The organism is Saprospiraceae bacterium (genome assembly GCA_016713025.1).
GTDB lineage: Bacteria > Bacteroidota > Bacteroidia > Chitinophagales > Saprospiraceae > OLB9.
The window spans coordinates 215,275-232,087 of record JADJPZ010000003.1 but is presented as its reverse complement, the minus strand read 5'-3'; the positions used below and the strand labels follow the sequence as shown (position 1 = coordinate 232,087).

Sequence of the window (16,813 nt, the reverse complement as noted above, 5' to 3'; positions counted from 1 at the left end):
TATCTTGGACAAATCAAAGTATGATTATTTTATTGTACTTAATTTAAAATTTGTTCATTACTTTACAGTTTAATTCAAGCGAACAAAATGTCATTCTTGAAAATTTCAAACCTAAGAATTGATTTTTTTTCAAATGGAAGAGAAATTCCGATTTTGAAAGATATTAATTTTGAATTGGAAGAAAATTCAATACTGGGGATTACCGGAGAGTCAGGAAGCGGCAAGTCCATGACGGCTCTTTCCATTTTAAACCTACATGATCCAACTGATGGATTGAAAATTTCCGGTTCAATAAATTTTAATGGAAGTGAATTGTTAAGCTTATCCGAAAAGGAGTATGCTACTATCAGAGGCAATAAGATTTCGATCATATTCCAAAATCCGGATGCTGCCTTGAATCCTGTAATAAAATGTGGTAAACAAATCGAGGAAATATTAAAAATCCACCAACCTAAAGCTTCTAAAGCAACATTAAACCTAAAATGCATAGATTTACTTCAAAGTGTAGGATTTGATGATTTTGAACACATTTTGAATGCTTACCCTTTTGAACTTTCGGGAGGTCAGCAGCAAAGAATTGTGATAGCCATAGCCATAGCCAATCAACCTGATATCATCATTGCTGATGAACCAACTTCAAATCTCGATGCCTCTACTTCATCAGAAATTATAAACTTACTGCTTGATATCAAAAAAAGAAATAAGTGTTCTCTGATTTTTATTTCTCATGATGTCAGATTATTGAGTAAAATTTCTAATCAAATAGTACTGATAAAGGATGGGCTGATCGTTGATGACATTTCCAATCAAAACGGAATCGCTGCTCCATTCCAAGATTATGTGGAGTCATATTTTAAAATGACACTGCCAGTAAAAACACAAATAACCAAAATTGAATCCATTGAGCCCTTCATAGTGCTCAAACAAATATGTAAATCATACAACTCCGGTTGGTGGTTTTCGAAAAAAAATACATCAGTAATTTTACGGGAAATCAGTTTTTCTGTAAATAAAGGAGCAGTACTGGGTGTTATTGGAAAAACGGGCAGTGGCAAATCAACCTTAGCTAAAATTCTGGCAGGAGTTATTGATGCTACTAATGGAAGTGTTTTAGTAAATGATACCCCGGTCAATGTTGATGTCTTTAAACAAAATAAAGCATTGAGAAGATCAGTACAACTTGTTCAACAAGATTCGTACCATGCTTTTAATCCTTTGTACTCTGTCAGTGATATTTTATCAGAAGTGATTGATCAATACAGACTTGCACCTGCTGAAGAAGACAAAAAAGAACTCATTAAGAAAACGTTGGTTGAATTTGGGCTTCCTGAAGAAACTCTTACAAAACTCCCATCACAGCTTTCCGGTGGGCAGAGACAACGGCTGGCAATAGCGAGAGCATTACTCCTCAGTCCCTCGGTCATCATATTTGACGAATCACTTTCAGCCCTTGATATGGGAAATCAAATTAAAATCCTTACCTTAATAGAGGAACTAAGGAATAAATATCAATTTACTACTATTTTTATTTCTCACGATCCGATGCTTATTAAATATATAAGCGATGAAGTGATAGTGTTGGATAGTGGTCGGATAATAGAGCAGGGTGGTGCGACTGAAATTTTCGAAAATCCCAAACATAGCATTACCAAACAACTTATCACCACCTATGCTTAGAGTATTTTAAAGGCTTTGTTGTCAGCTAAAGTGTGACTTTGATTTAATAACTTTGCCTCCATCATCTCCATCTGTCACTGAATATACAAATCCAGGCTGAATAGAATAAGCCCCATGCTCACCATACTTGTTGAGTGCCAGGAAACCTACCTGAAAGTTTTTTGCCTTTTCCGGATTGATTTTGATGAGTCTTTCTACAGCAATTTTACAAGCATTTTCTGGACTATTGCCTTGCCGCATCAGCTCTACTACAAGGTGGGTACCGCAGATACGGATCACTTCTTCTCCCTGACCGGAAGACGTTGCAGCCCCTACTTCATTATCAACGTACAAACCACCGCCGATGATGGGCGAATCACCTACTCTGCCGCGCATTTTAAATCCCATCCCACTTGTAGTGCAGGATCCTGACAAATCTCCGTTTTTATCCAATGCTACTATGCCCATGGTGTCATGATTGGTGTCTCCGTTATCAAGTTTTGCCGGCGCAGTTTGTGTTTGGAAAGCTTTGGATTGTTGTTGTTCTATATTCATGACAGGCTTGTATTCTGATTTTACAAGCCACTTTTCATACTCTTTTTTTGCATCTGCTGAAAGCTCACCATTTTCAGATGTAAATCCATTTTCTATGGCAAATTGGTATGCACCCTGCCCGACAAGCATGACGTGAGGGGTTTTCTCCATGATCTTTCTGGCAACACTTATGGGATTTTTAATTTTTTCCAAAAAAGCAACACTGCCACAATTGTATTTTTCATCCATGATACATGCATCAAGTGTGACCCTGCCATCACGATCAGGGTTGCCTCCAAGGCCAACACAGCAATTGATAGAATTTTCTATCTCATTCGCACCTTTTTCTACAGCATCTATGGCTTTTCCACCTGTCTTCATGATCTCCCAAGCTACTTTATTGACCATCAGACCACTATCCCAAGTAGAAACTACAATAGGTTTTTTGGTTTCTTTTGTGGCCGCCTTATTGTCACATGAAGCTAGTAATGCAATGGATGGCAACACAATAGCGCTTTGTTTTAAAAACTTTCTGCGGTTTGAAGACATATCACTAATTTTTTTTTCGATTAAAAGGTAATATCGTTTAGATAAGAATTTTTATCTGTTTATACCCATCCTAAATCCTTCCCTTAGAAGGGAAGGACTTCATAATGTGGCATTATCCAAACGGCATTGGATTAAAAGGTAAAAGTATAGATTTGGGTGATATTTTTTAAGAGATTGATTATTTTCTTTTAAATTTTTAAAATTTATCATCTTAAAATGTGGAATGATAAAAAACTAATGGCAGGAACAATGTATATTTGCGGCTTAAATTCTGAATTTCATGTTTGAAAATTTAAGTGAAAAACTTGATTTTGCTTTCAAAAGTCTTAAAGGCGAAGGCAAGCTTACTGAATTAAATGTAGCTAATTCCATAAAGGAAATCAGAAGGGCACTGGTAGCTGCGGATGTAAACTATAAGATCGCCAAGGAGTTTACCGACAAAATAAAGGACAAAGCACTCGGTACTGAAAACGTACTGTCTTCCATCAAGCCGGGAGAATTGATGGTGAAAATCGTTCAGGACGAGATGACAGAATTGATGGGAGGCCAGTCTGAAGGCATCAATATCAAAGGTAATCCTGGTGTGGTGCTTATCTCAGGTCTGCAAGGGTCAGGTAAAACCACTTTTACGGGTAAGCTGGCAAAGTTTCTGAAAGAAAAAAAATCCAAAAGACCTTTGCTTGTAGCCTGTGATGTATACCGACCTGCAGCAGTAGACCAGCTTTCCGTACTTTCAGATCAAATAGGTGTGCATATCTATAAAGAGCCTGAAAGTAAAAATCCTGTCCAAATAGCACTCAATGCTATCCAGTATGCCAAGAGTCATACACACGATGTAGTGATCATAGATACTGCCGGACGGACCTCTGTCGATGAGGAAATGATGCAGGAAATAGAAAACATCAAAAATGCAATAAATCCTACCGAGACACTATTTGTCGTTGACTCCATGACAGGGCAGGATGCTGTCAATACAGCTGCTTCATTTAACGAAAGAATCAATTTTGATGGAGTAGTACTTACAAAGCTGGATGGTGATACAAGAGGTGGAGCAGCCCTATCTATCAAATATTCAGTAGGAAAACCAATAAAATTTGTAAGCTCAGGTGAAAAATTGGATACGCTCGATGTCTTCCATCCTGAACGTATGGCACAACGTATCCTGGGTATGGGTGATATTGTGTCATTTGTTGAAAAAGCACAGGAACAATTTGACGAAAAAGAAGCTGCCCGATTAGAGAAAAAAATCAAAAAAAATAAATTTGATTTCAATGACTTTCTGGGTCAATTGCATCAGATAAAGAGAATGGGTGACATCAAGTCTCTCATGAATATGATACCGGGGATGTCTAAAATGACAAAAGATCTCGACATTGATGACAAAGCCTTTTCAAAAGTTGAAGCCATAATCCAATCTATGACTCCAAAAGAAAGAGCCAATCCTGATCTTCTGAATATGTCCAGGAAAAAACGAATTTCCATCGGATGCGGTAAAAATCTTCATGAAATCAATATGTTTATCAAACAGTTTGACAACATGAGGAAGATGATGCACATGATGAGTAAAGGCAAGGGAATGGAGAGATTCATGCAAGGCATGCCAGGAGGAAAGAAGTTTTAATGCAGTAACCTAACTATGACACAACTCGGTAAAATCAATACTTTAACTATCGTCAAACATGTGGAATTTGGAGTTTATCTGGATGGACAAAATCTAGGTGAGATTCTTATGCCAAAGAGATATGTAACATCTGACATGAAAGATGGGGATGAAGTCACTGTAATGGTCTATCTGGATGGAGAAGAGAGATATGTGGCCACTACAGAAGGGCCTCTGGCACAAGTAGGTGATTTTGCATGGCTAAAAGTCAATAAAATAGAAAACGCTGGCGCATTTTTGGACTGGGGACTTAGCAAAGAACTTTTAGTTCCATTCAGTGAACAGAAAATCAAGATGGAAGAAGGAAGATCATATCTGGTATACGTATATATCGATAAAGTGACAGATCGCATTACTGCTTCTATGAAACTCGAGAAATTTTTTACAGTTGGTACACCGCCATTTGTAAAAAATGAACCTGTGGACATCATAGTTTGGACACCGACAGAAATCGGATACAAGGCTATCGTCAATGGCAAGTATCAGGGAGTTTTGTACAAAAATGAAGTATTTAAAAAACTTTCTACCGGCCAGAAAATGAAGGCTTTTATTAAAAAAGTCAGGGAAGACGGGAAAATTGACTTAGTCTTAGATCAACCCGGCTATGAAAAGATCGATAGCACAGCCCAATCTATCATGACACTACTTACCAAAGCAGGTGGCTTTTTACCTTACAATGACAAAACTGATCCTGAAGTAATCTACAGAATTTTTGGGATCAGTAAGAAAGCCTTCAAACAAAGTATCGGCAATCTCTTCAAACAAAGGATTATTACTATTTCAGAAACAGGAATTGAATTGGTAAAATGATGTACTAAAATGGGGCTATCCTGTGGTTTGTGTCGATTGAGTAAGAGATTCGCACCTTGTAAATAGTGGCCTGGATTCATTATTTTCGTCCCATTGTCATTGCTTCTTTTCCTATGAGTTTTCTATGTATGGAAAGCTGTCCAATATGAAAACTTTCGTGTATGGCAAAATAAGCAACAAGTCCAAGTAAAGTTCCGTCAGGAATAGAAGTTTGAAATGGTGGTTTTGAAAGTAGTTTTTCTTCTGATAAATTTTGCAAAGTCATTTTTATATCAGAAGAAATAGTTGCCCAGTCGTTTTTTATTTGTTCTATTGTTGGAAATGTTAGATCTGATTGGGAAAAAGTCCCTTTACCAAAGAGTTTTTTATAATTTTCGTTTATCGGAGTGTCCGACACAATACTAAAAATTGTCATTCTTGCGTCTGCCAAATGTCCTGCCACCCATTTTATGGAATTTAGATTTTCAGCAAATGGCATATTACTTTCTTCTTCTGAAATATTTTCCAAAGCGTTCAGAAACCAACTTGTCTGTAAATCATATTGAGCAATGATTGCGTTTATATTCATTTCGAGTGAGATTTATTGTTGAACAATATTTAAACTTCTTAAAGGTGGAGCGTTTTTCACATAGTCAATCAGTCCTTCACCAACACCAATTTTCCTCAAGTGACTTTCAGTAAAAGGTGTATGATTGGGAAGGGGCTGCCTGTTTTCAAAATGATAGGGAAGGTTTTTATTGCCAATGGCTGCTCTTCCAATGGCAATAATGTCGGCACCCATTTCCATTGCTTTTTCTGCATCTTGAATACTTGAAATGCTTCCCGGAATGACCAAAGGAAGTTTTTGGTTTAAATTTTTCCTTAAATATTCAATGGTTGATTTTTCGGGATACTTTGTTGTATTTACAGCATAGTGCATTTGCGAGGAATGAATATAATCAATACTGTCTTCCAAAAGCCAGTTGGCAATTTGAATGTTTTCGTCAATATCCAAACCTGTTTCTAAACCAGCACCTTCAAAACTTATTCTGAAACCAATAATGAAATTTTGGGAAACTGTATTACGACAAGCCTTGATGACTTCTCTTGAAAACCTTGCTCTGTTCTCCAAACTTCCGCCATACTCATCTGTGCGCAAATTTGTCATCGTGCTCATGAATTGTGTGAACAAATATCCATTTGCTCCGTGAATTTCTATACCATCAAAACCTGCCTTTTCTGCCCTTGCACAAGCGTTGGCAAAGTCAGCAACAATTTGCTCAATCTGATTTTTTGTTAAAGCAATAGGTGGAACAAATCCTGGAATCATTGGTAAATCATAACTACTTGCACTATGAGGTTTTTCACCTGTGAGTGCTTCAACGGCTCTGGAACCTGCGTGGCACAGTTGAATGATATTAATACTTCCGTTTATTTTCATTTTATCAGCCAATTTTTTCAGGTCAGGGATAAACTTATCATGTGCCAAACTCAATTGGTTGTAAAATGTGGTAGCTGTGTCAGATATAGATGCTGCACAAGAAATGACCATTCCAAAGCCGTCTTCTGAAAGTCTTGTAAGCCAATCCGCTTCGGTTTTACTGATACTACCATCTGGATTGCTTTGCTGCGTCGTCATTGGTGCAACTACCAATCTATTTTTTAATATCTTCTCTTTATTGAACGTTAAAGTTGAAAAAACTTTCGTCATTTTATTTTATATTTTTTGCAAACATACATCTCATACTTTACTTTTGCAAGTAGTTACTAAAATGGAAAGTAGTAATATAAAGTAGTGTAATACTGAAAAATAAATGATTATGGCAAATAAAAAAAAGTCAGATTTATCTCAATGTCCTATTACCCGAACAATGGAACTGATTGGAGGTAAATGGACTTTACCCATTATTTATGTGCTGATAAACGAAACAAAACGTTTCAAAGAGTTGGAACGAAGTATTGATGGTATAAATACAAGAATGAGACGGTCTGTGCTTGTCAGGCTGCTGAACTAAAAAGTCGATTATTCTGAAGTCAGGTTCATAATGTATTGATTTTAACCCACATTGCTCAGAAGTGGTTAAAAAAGTGGGGTGTAAAAAAAGTTATCCACATAATTCTGCGCAATTGGAATTACTTTTTATGTTTTATTTTTCAATTACTTGATATTCAGAGTGAGTGCTTTTGAGAGGCTATATGTAGTACACAGAAGAATAGTTTATATGGGTGCAATAGATTTATTTTTGCGGCATATATTTCAAAGCAAGTGCAAAACAAATGCAGTTAACCGAAAGCTATACAGTTATTACTGACCTTTCTACATTTGCCAAAAGTGCAACATGTACATATTTATTAAAGGACTAAAGCATTAATGGATTTTGGATGTCGAACTGAAACCTGAGCATCCAAATCTCATCGCTGGCATGTTGTACGGATACGTATCAATGCAAAACGCAATATTTTTCCGGATAAATATATAGTGAACAAAAAATATTCTTCGAAAAATATCAATCATAATATATTGTAAATTAAATAATTATGATTATAAATTTACGCAATCAATTTTCTGTTTAGTATAAGATCAGTCCACCAAAGCCACAAGAAAGGCTCCTGTGTATCCAAGGTTTTTGAGTTTTTCACGGGCTATTTCAGCAGATGCTCTGCTAACAAAATCCCCGACCATGTATTTATTGATTTCAGGAGCTTTTTTGACAGTCAGGGCACCTATTTTTCTAATTTCCTCGCTATCCATGTCGATATTTTCTCCTTTGATGGCGGCAATTTGTACCTTAAATTTTTGCATAGGCAAGTCTGAGCTTTCAACTACTACCTTTTGATTAGCTGGAGGTGTTTTACCCGTTTGAATTTGCTGATTTTTTCTGAGGCCGTTGTCTGCCACGATCTCTGACAGGTTTTGAACTTTATTGTTGATCTCTGAATTTTTGGTTAGGTTATTATTGTAAAATGTCTCAAATGCTTTGGAAATGGATTCTGCTATGGCATTTTGTCCTTCATCAGATAGGAGAAAAGCTTCTTCTATTTCGTTGCTCAGAAATCCCGCTTCAAGCAGTACTGCCGGCATACTGGACCGACGCAATACGGCAAATCCAGCCTGTTTAACTCCTCTGCTCTTACTCAAATGACGCTGACCAAACTGATCTTCTATGTTTGCAGCAAGTTCGATACTCTTTTCAAGGTAATTGTTCTGGTACATAGAAGTCACAATGTGCCCTTCAGCAGAGTTGGGATCAAATCCCTCATAGTTTGCCTGATAATTCTGCTCCAGGAGCATAGAAGCATTTTCACGCTTGGCCACTTCAAGATTGTCAGCTGCTCTGTTGAGTCCGAGGACAAAGGTTTCTGTGCCTCTTGTTTTAGGATTGCTGATATAGTTGCAATGTACTGAAATAAATATATCCGCATTCAACTCATTTGCGTATTGAATCCTTCTGAACAGCGGAATGAAAACATCAGATGTCCTAGTCTGGAATACCTCAACATCTGGAAATCTTTTCTCAATAATGCCACCTGCTTTTAAAGCCATCTTGAGAACGAGGTCTTTTTCCAAAGAGTTTTTGCCCACAGCACCGCTGTCATGCCCTCCGTGACCTGCGTCGATGACTACCCTGATACCTTTTTTCTTGGGTAAATTGTGCTTTGAATAATTCAACGCCGGAGCTTCTGATTTATTTTTTAAAACCACTTTATCTCCAGAAAGTGGAGCTGAATTTAGCAAATAATTAACATCAGATGCCCGCATTGTAGAAGACACATAATAGATCAATCCCGTTATTAATAGCAATATCCGTAAGATTGTGACGTTCTTTTGAATGAATTCTGAGACCATTGGTGTATTTTTGTCCGTTTGAAAATGTAAATGTATTAAATTAATTTTATATATAATTCATAATTTATTTGAATAGAGTAATTTATATAGTATCATTTTATTTAATGTGTATTTTGGAAATTTCATTTACCCAAAATAACCGGCAATTACGTATTCAAAATAATTCTAATATATCTGATACAATAATCGTTCCAATTGATACTTTAAAATCAAATTTTTCTAAAATTGTCCCAAAAGATTTTGTAAATTCTGTATCTGAAAGAGATTCACTTACCGGATTGAGAGATTCCTTACCGGGCAATTCAGTTGCTGATTACAAAATTTCTAAGGACGCTCTGGATGATGAAGTCCTTTATGAGGCTCAGGATTCATCTCATGTGGACCTGGTCAATGACAGAATACACCTATACGGAGGTGCAAAAGTCGAGTATCAAAAAATTAAGTTATCTGCCAACTATATGGTCATCGACTTTGCCAATAATCTGATAGAAGGATTCCACACCAAAGACAGTATTAAAGTCAGAATAAATCCAGAAAAACCATCTTTTTCTGATGGTGACAATACATTTACATACAGAAAAATAAAATACAATTTCAAATCCAAAAAAGGATTGGTGGACCATGCGATCTCACAGCAAGGTGAATTTAATATCGTAGGTGACAAAACAAAATTTGTTACCGGTGCTACAGATACATCAGGTGTAAAAAGTGATGATGAGATTTTTAATGAAGATGCCATCATCACCACCTGTACGCATGACCCTCCGCATTTCGGCATCAAAGCAAGCCGCGGCAAATTTGTTCCCAATAAAGTCGCAGTCATGAGTATGGCACAACTTGAAATAGCCAAAATTCCTACACCTCTGATTCTGCCTTTCGGTTTCTTCCCACTTATACAGGGTAAATCTTCGGGTTTGATCTTCCCTTCAAGTTATGAATACAATGATCAACTCGGCTTAGGATTCAGGGAAGTAGGATATTACTGGCCGATCAATGAACATATGGATATGCGCTTGACAGGTGATATCTACACCAGAGGATCACATGGTGTTCGTGTCAATACTACTTATAAAAAAAGGTATGGATATTCGGGCAATGTGCTCTTCGGCTATTCCAACAACATCAGGGACAATGATCAGGATGGTTCAAAGGTCTCAGCCAAATCATTTTCTATTAGTATAAGTCACAGGCAGGATTCAAAGGCTCATCCTTATAGAAATTTAGGTGGCTCAATCAATATCCAGACCAACAGATATGATCAGAGGACATTTGAAAACCCCGCTGCTGCACTGAACAATACATATTCGTCCAATTTTACATTATCGCATGATATGCCCGGGACACCATTCAGGTTCAATGCTGAATTCAGACATAGTCAGAATACACAGACCCGTGTCATGGATATCACTCTTCCCAATATGAGTCTCAGGATGAATACGATCTATCCCTTCAAACGCAAAAACAGCACTAAAGAAGTGTGGTCTGACAATATTGCTTTGACCTATAGCTCAGAGTTCAGAAATTTTGTAAAAACCACAGATACTACCTTATTTACCAATCAGACACTGCAGGATATACAGACAGGTTTACAACAGCGTGCTTCATTAAGCTTCAATACGAGATTATTTACATATATAAACATATCTCCTTCAGTCAACTTTGATGAAACTTGGTTATTGAAAAAATACAATCTTACATTCAATCCTGATAGTGTCATCAGGGAAGCCATCACCAGGGATACTTTGGGATTCAAAGCACCGACCGAATCATTTACTTCAGGTTTTAATGCCCACCGCAATTTTACAGCCGCCATTTCACTCAATACACAGAGATTTTTTACAAAAAAATGGAGTAAGGGATTGATACGGGGTGTCAGGCATGTGGCAAAATCTAATGTGAGTTTTTACTATCAGCCAGGAAACAAAGAAAGATACGAAGCGATTGTAAATACTGATACCCGACCGCAGTTCAACAATCCCAGAACTTACAGCATTTTCAGCAATAGTCCTTTTGGTAAACTGCAGGGCTTCGAAGAACAAGGGGGTATCAGCTACGGCATCACCAATATTTTTGAAGCCAAACACTGGTCTAAAAAAGATTCCACGGAAAAAATTGTACGTCTATTTGACAATATTAGTGTCAATGGTACATACAATTTTATTGCAGATTCATTTAAATTCAGTGATATTTTTGTTTCGGGAAATACCACTGTGCTCAAAGGACTTACCAATTTTAATTTCAGGGCTACCTATAGTCCATATGTGTATGATGTCAACAACAGAAGGACCAAGGAAACCGTTTGGGACAATAAAAAACGGCCTATCGAATTTGTCAATTTCTCGGGGCAGTTTTCTACCAGCATATCATTCGGTCGTATCAGAGAGATATTTTCAGGGGCCAAACAAAAAAATGCTACTCCTTTACCTCAGCAGTCGTCCCAACCATCAAGATCCCCTTCGCAGGACAGAAGTGCCGGACAGAATCCTGATCCTCCATCTGAAGAAAAAGAGGCTGAAAAAGAAACTTCATTGGCTCAGTGGTTTGAAAATTTTAATATCTCACATGCCTTCAACTTCGATATTGCCAGATTAAAATCTAAGGATACTTTTTTTGTCCAAAGTCATTCGATCAACATTTCAGGATCTATCCCTCTGACCAAAAACTGGAATATGAATATAGGTAATATAGCTTATGATTTTAAATCAAAATCTTTTGTTTATCCCTATTTTAGTTTTGCCAGAGACCTCCATTGCTGGCAGATGAATTTTACCTGGGCACCATCCAATGGAGTGTATAGTTTTTTCATAGGAGTCAAATCAAGCACCCTCAGCTTCCTGAAATACGACTATGGTCAGAGAAATGCCAATACTTTGTTTACAGGCCGGAGGTAAACGGTCTTAAAACTTCATTAGAGGCGGCAAGTGAAATATATAGTGCTATCATTTTTAGGTCAGGTTCATAATACATTGATTATAAAGCAATATAAATTTAAACATACTCTAAGTTACCCTCTGTTTTTCCAGGCATTTATACTTTCAATATATTCAGGTATTGTCATTTCTTCAATTTCTTTTTTAGCAAATATTTCTGAATCATTTGAGTTGTGGGACAATAAATATTTTGTCAATTTTATTTGAAACAACCAAGTATTAAAATTAATAAAATCAATCACTATTAACCGACTTAAATTATAATTCATCAAATTTCACCTATAAACAACTGACTGTCAATGACCATTGTTTAAGACTTCCTTTAGTACCCCCATATTTTAAAAGATCGATAATTGAGGACAGGGTGATTTATTTTTTGTCTTTGTGGCTTTTACATAAGTTCTGCGGCTGTTTTCAACCATCCAGATTACATCTATGAGGCTTATCATATGGATCCTCACCAATGCTGCCACTGTAGAGAAGGCTTTTTTGTTTCGGATTTTACTTTTAGTATCAGGAGTAGTAATTGTGCTATCAATGTGCACCATATTTGTGTCTTTATCCCGTTTTCTGTTTCTGAATAGAAAAAGTGCAATTGAAAATTTTGTTTCAATTTCTTGAACAGGAGCTCTATATTCCACCAGAGTTTATATATATAAGCTACTTCTTCTCTTTTTATTTCAAAGTTATTGGTGATAAACTCATATACCCTTCCTTTTTCGTCTTTGTACGTGACTTTCCTCAAGCACAACGCTTTTTCTTCTCCGTTGTCCTTGTATTTAAGGTGTATGTGTTCTTCTTTCAAGACACCATATTCTGTGTCGTTCAGTTCTTTACAATATGTTTGTTCTATGATGTCATACACTGCATTTTTCTTCAATCTACATACAAAATTGATCTTCTTGCCTGTAAATTTAGCAAATTGGAGGTAATGGTTATAAGCCCTGTCAAACACCACCATACTATGCTCGGGAAGGTTTAGGTATTGAATAAAAGTTTTATCATGACATTTGGCTTCGCTGATCTTTACAAACGCAGGGGTATCAGCGTGTGCATCAATGAGCATATGGACTTTGAGCCCACCTTTCTTCCTGCCGTCATCCTTTGGATTGCGCCCCACACCTTTCATAATATCAGAAAATAGTCTAATGGTACTCGAATCAAAGATAAATAGGTCGCTGAATGATACATTATTAATGCGGCTGACCGACAAAATTGGCTTAAAATGTTGCAGAAGTTCAAAGTACAGCTTTTCAAAAAACACGTTGTCTCGTTCTCTCAATCCATCACCAGCAGTACTTCTGGCAGGTGACGATTTAAGTCCAAGATGATTTAATTTACCTTGCATTCCCATCATTCCATCACATATTTCACCCATAGAATCACATCTGCTAAATATTCCGAAAAGCATAGTGATCAGTTGCGTCCAAGCAGGGAATGACCTATAATGCTTATCTGTTTTGTGGGTTAGTGCTAATACTGCAAACTTATCTTTTGGTATAAAATCAATCAATTGTTTGAAAATTGGCTGACCGACTAATTTTTTTGAGTTATCTTTGACTGTCATACTTAGTGTGTTTGGTAGCCAAAAGGTATGACAAAAGGGTTAATCTTTGAGGTTAACCCGCTTTTTTATTTTTTAAGTCGGTTAGTAGTGAAAATCAATATAAACTTTAGCTGACCCATTTAAATCCGACACTTTCAAAGTTTCTGAAAACCAAGATCTAAGACATTGAATGAGTTCAAATGGGGTATCATTGTGATTTTTAATATCAAATCCATTGATATCGGAAATAGCTTTCATGTAATCGTATCTTTCGGTTTCAAGAATAAGTGACCTTTTGTCTGCATATTCCTGATTAAATTTCCGAAGTCCATAGTCTACTCCAAGTTCAAAGGGCATATTTAAACGATAAAACTCGTTAATTGATTTAGATTGTAATCTTGAAAGATCATGAATTGAATATCTGGATTCCAAAATCAACTGAACAATTTTCTCAAGCCTTGGTTGACCTGAATCTGAACTTTCTAAGCTAATTCTGGGAATGAATCCGTAATAGGTAATGGTAAAAACAAGCGTTTGTAAAAGGTCAAAGTATTTATCGTCAAATGGGCAATTAACAAATATATTTATGTCATAATTATGGTGTTTTGCCATTTTTTATCCTTTTGGTGGAAAAGGATCTTTTCCATAAGAGTATCTCTCTTGAATCAATCCATCTTTTTTATGTATATATAGCTCAGTTTCTTCTCTTCTACTTAATTCTCTTCCGTATCTAACTGCATCTTCTTTGCGATCGAATGATCTGGAAATTCTTATTGAACCAGATTTCTTAACAGTCCATCTACCTTGGGTTTCGGAAGGTACTACATGATTTGTTTGTTTCATCACTAATAACTATTTGACAGGATAACAAATACACGAACTTTTTAGTTTCCTATTTTTGTAGAAAATTACTCGTTTTGAGAAATTTTTACTTTTACCAAAATCAAATGCTCTGAATGACAAATTAAAATTGGGTTGTTTCTATATTTCATCATTCACTCATTTATATTAGTCTTCTACCCTTCAAAATTGAATGATATCGTAAATATCTGTGATGCAACGTTTTCGAGGACACGAGCTTCATTTTGTACCCTGTCGTAGAGTAATATATTGGATATGCCTCTGGAAAATTTTATCTCAGGCGAAAATATAAAATATGGATAAAACATCTGCATTCCGACTCCTACCTCATACTGAAAGTCATGCGGGGCTATTTTCAGCAATGTCTTTCTGGATTTAGAGTTGGTCTGGACATCATAGCTATACTTTAATCCGGCTACTACAAACATCCTTTTATCTTTATATGGCTCAGATTTAAACCGCAGATGAAATGGAAGTTCAAAAAATACGGATTCAATCTTTCTGACATCAATTCTTTCTTGAGTAGACACGGCAGAAAACTCAAATCCACGTTGAGCAAAAGAGAAACCCGGTAAAAACCTGAAATCAAAATATTCCCCCAATTTCAGATTGGTGATCATGTGCATATTGACACCTATCTCATTAAGACCTTCAGTGACCCTGATACTGTCGTTGTTGATAAAAAAACTGGATTGGTGCAGTTTGTATCCTGAATTGTTGAATCCTATGTTGATACCGAAGTAATATGATTTTCTATTGAAATCCTTAAAATTACGATTATCCTTACCACTCACCTGGCCATAAGACGCCTCTGATAGGAGAACCAAAACTATGATGAAGACTATTTTTTTGCAAAATAAATGCAACATATGCCAGCGCTTAATACTTTAAAATTTGCCTCGGAATACCCAAGTTTGATGAGAATACTTATAAAATCATCGTAATCAGGAAATACTTGTACCGATTCATACAGATATTTATAAGCCTTATTATCTTTTGATCTTATCTTACCTATAACGGGCAAAATGTTTTTAAAGTATATATTGAAGCCTTGTTTTAAGGGGAAATGCCTCGGTTTGGAAAATTCAAGTACTAATAAGGTGCCTCCTGGCTTGAGCACTCTGTACATTTCAGCCAGACCCTTTTCCAGATTTTCAAAGTTCCTGACACCAAATGCTGCCATCACAGCATCAAAACTTTCAGTTTGATATTTCAGATTTTCGCTATCTCCGAGTTCCAATGTAATGATATCGTTCAATCCGAGTTTATTGATTTTTTGGTCTCCAATTTTGAGCATGTTGGCTGATATGTCCAGACCTGTGATTTTTTCAGGTTTGATCACACGAGCAGCTTCTATCGCTAAATCCGCTGTGCCGGTAGCAATGTCAAGTATAGTTCGGGGCTTTTCTTTGGCCAAAATGCTGATAGCTTTTTTGCGCCACAAAACATCGATACCCAATGATAAGACTCTGTTGAGATGATCATAATAAGGTGCTATCTTATCAAACATCTTTGTGACTTGACCTTTTTTGGAAGTATCGTCTTCGTATGGTGTTATGGTTTTATATACTGACATAAATCGATTTAATTTTATCCTTTACAAACTTAAGTTATGTTTGTTGAAAATTTTAGCAAAATTAATGTATTAAATATAAAACATCAGCTTGAAAATATTTTATTTGCAGGATGTTTTAATTTTTGATTGTATTTTTTTTTATAAACACCTTCATTATGAGCCAAATTAAAAATTATTATCTACTCCTATTTTTGATATTTAGTGCCTTTTTTCCAACTTATCACTTAAATGCTCAAGATGATGAGGACCTTATAAAAAAAAGTATTTTGACCATGTTTGATGGGATGGCCATATTTGACTCTGCTATGGTGAGATCAGTTTTTGCTGAAAATTTTGTATTGAAGTCTGTCGTCACATTAACAGATGCGGGTATTAGAGTCAGAGATCAGTCTGCACAGGATTTTCTAAATACTATAGGGACTAAACGACAAGGTGTGAAGTATGACGAAAGACTCACAAGTATAGACATCAAAATTGATAGGGATTTGGCGATGGCATGGACACCTTACAGATTTTACTTGAATGACGTCTTCAGTCACTGTGGCGTCAACGTATTTTTAATGGCCAAAATAAATGGTTTTTGGAAAATCGTATCAATTACTGATACAAGGAGAAAAACCGACTGTGTGCCATAATAGCAAATACTATAAATAGTACCTAAATATCTAAAATGAGTTCCGTAATGAAGATCAAAAGTACAATAAAATAAGCATTTTTGACGACAAATCATAGCATCGCTATGGTGCGAAGTCAAAAATGAACATAGTGCCTTATTTTGCAGTAAATTTGGTCTGGAATAGGAAATTCATTTTAGATTTTTATGTAGTAAAAAGCCTGAATCAAATGATTGCATTTGATTCAGGCT

At 36.2% G+C, this 16,813-nt stretch carries 15 protein-coding genes; 6 read left to right on the top strand and 9 right to left on the bottom strand.

What is annotated here, in order from left to right:
* Positions 1-96: 96 nt before the first annotated feature.
* The gene (locus IPK35_04020; GenBank protein ID MBK8052450.1) at positions 97-1,677 is read left to right on the top strand and encodes an ABC transporter ATP-binding protein; all 1,581 of its coding nucleotides are present in this window, start codon (positions 97-99) and stop codon (positions 1,675-1,677) included.
* Positions 1,678-1,698: 21 nt separating this feature from the next.
* Here the strand turns inward: IPK35_04020 and IPK35_04015 are convergent, their stop codons facing one another.
* On the bottom strand, positions 1,699-2,739 hold the full coding sequence (locus IPK35_04015; protein MBK8052449.1) for a N(4)-(beta-N-acetylglucosaminyl)-L-asparaginase: 1,041 nt from the start codon (positions 2,737-2,739) through the stop codon (positions 1,699-1,701).
* Between the two features lie 280 nt (positions 2,740-3,019).
* Here IPK35_04015 and ffh point away from each other — a divergent pair, with 280 nt between their 5' ends.
* Together ffh and IPK35_04005 are read left to right on the top strand one after the other, a co-directional pair.
* Positions 3,020-4,360 (top strand): signal recognition particle protein, encoded by a 1,341-nt coding sequence (ffh, locus tag IPK35_04010; protein ID MBK8052448.1) that lies wholly within the window; start codon positions 3,020-3,022, stop codon positions 4,358-4,360.
* A 15-nt stretch (positions 4,361-4,375) separates the two neighbouring features.
* A complete protein-coding gene (locus IPK35_04005; protein MBK8052447.1) occupies positions 4,376-5,209 on the top strand; it encodes a GntR family transcriptional regulator in 834 nt (277 codons plus the stop codon).
* A 79-nt stretch (positions 5,210-5,288) separates the two neighbouring features.
* Here the strand turns inward: IPK35_04005 and IPK35_04000 are convergent, their stop codons facing one another.
* Positions 5,289-5,777 carry a DinB family protein gene (locus tag IPK35_04000; GenBank protein ID MBK8052446.1) on the bottom strand — a complete coding sequence of 163 codons (489 nt, stop codon included), beginning with the start codon at positions 5,775-5,777 and terminating at the stop codon, positions 5,289-5,291.
* 12 nt (positions 5,778-5,789) lie between these two features.
* Positions 5,790-6,899: a tRNA-dihydrouridine synthase gene (locus IPK35_03995; protein MBK8052445.1), complete on the bottom strand. Its 1,110-nt coding sequence runs from the start codon at positions 6,897-6,899 to the stop codon at positions 5,790-5,792.
* Between the two features lie 109 nt (positions 6,900-7,008).
* Here IPK35_03995 and IPK35_03990 point away from each other — a divergent pair, with 109 nt between their 5' ends.
* Positions 7,009-7,203 carry a helix-turn-helix transcriptional regulator gene (locus IPK35_03990; protein MBK8052444.1) on the top strand — a complete coding sequence of 65 codons (195 nt, stop codon included), beginning with the start codon at positions 7,009-7,011 and terminating at the stop codon, positions 7,201-7,203.
* 566 nt (positions 7,204-7,769) lie between these two features.
* Here the strand turns inward: IPK35_03990 and IPK35_03985 are convergent.
* The gene (locus tag IPK35_03985) at positions 7,770-9,035 is read right to left on the bottom strand and encodes an N-acetylmuramoyl-L-alanine amidase (protein MBK8052443.1); all 1,266 of its coding nucleotides are present in this window, start codon (positions 9,033-9,035) and stop codon (positions 7,770-7,772) included.
* Positions 9,036-9,148: 113 nt separating this feature from the next.
* Between IPK35_03985 and IPK35_03980 the strand changes: the two genes are divergently transcribed.
* Positions 9,149-11,926: an LPS-assembly protein LptD gene (locus tag IPK35_03980; protein ID MBK8052442.1), complete on the top strand. Its 2,778-nt coding sequence runs from the start codon at positions 9,149-9,151 to the stop codon at positions 11,924-11,926.
* A 496-nt stretch (positions 11,927-12,422) separates the two neighbouring features.
* Here the strand turns inward: IPK35_03980 and IPK35_03975 are convergent, their stop codons facing one another.
* The 5 genes from IPK35_03975 to ubiE form a co-directional block, all read right to left on the bottom strand.
* Entirely contained in the window at positions 12,423-13,532 is a 1,110-nt protein-coding gene (locus IPK35_03975; GenBank protein MBK8052441.1) for an IS4 family transposase, read from the bottom strand.
* 81 nt (positions 13,533-13,613) lie between these two features.
* Positions 13,614-14,123, bottom strand: coding sequence for a hypothetical protein (locus tag IPK35_03970; protein MBK8052440.1), 510 nt, complete (start codon positions 14,121-14,123; stop codon positions 13,614-13,616).
* A 3-nt stretch (positions 14,124-14,126) separates the two neighbouring features.
* Positions 14,127-14,354 carry a DUF2188 domain-containing protein gene (locus IPK35_03965; protein ID MBK8052439.1) on the bottom strand — a complete coding sequence of 76 codons (228 nt, stop codon included), beginning with the start codon at positions 14,352-14,354 and terminating at the stop codon, positions 14,127-14,129.
* 173 nt (positions 14,355-14,527) lie between these two features.
* Positions 14,528-15,241, bottom strand: coding sequence for a PorT family protein (locus IPK35_03960; GenBank protein MBK8052438.1), 714 nt, complete (start codon positions 15,239-15,241; stop codon positions 14,528-14,530).
* Positions 15,214-15,948: a bifunctional demethylmenaquinone methyltransferase/2-methoxy-6-polyprenyl-1,4-benzoquinol methylase UbiE gene (ubiE, locus tag IPK35_03955; GenBank protein MBK8052437.1), complete on the bottom strand. Its 735-nt coding sequence runs from the start codon at positions 15,946-15,948 to the stop codon at positions 15,214-15,216. The genes IPK35_03960 and ubiE overlap by 28 nt, the downstream gene beginning before the upstream one ends.
* Before the next feature lie 155 nt (positions 15,949-16,103).
* Between ubiE and IPK35_03950 the strand changes: the two genes are divergently transcribed.
* Positions 16,104-16,583, top strand: a complete 480-nt coding sequence (locus IPK35_03950; protein ID MBK8052436.1) for a nuclear transport factor 2 family protein — start codon at positions 16,104-16,106, stop codon at positions 16,581-16,583.
* Positions 16,584-16,813: the final 230 nt, after the last annotated feature.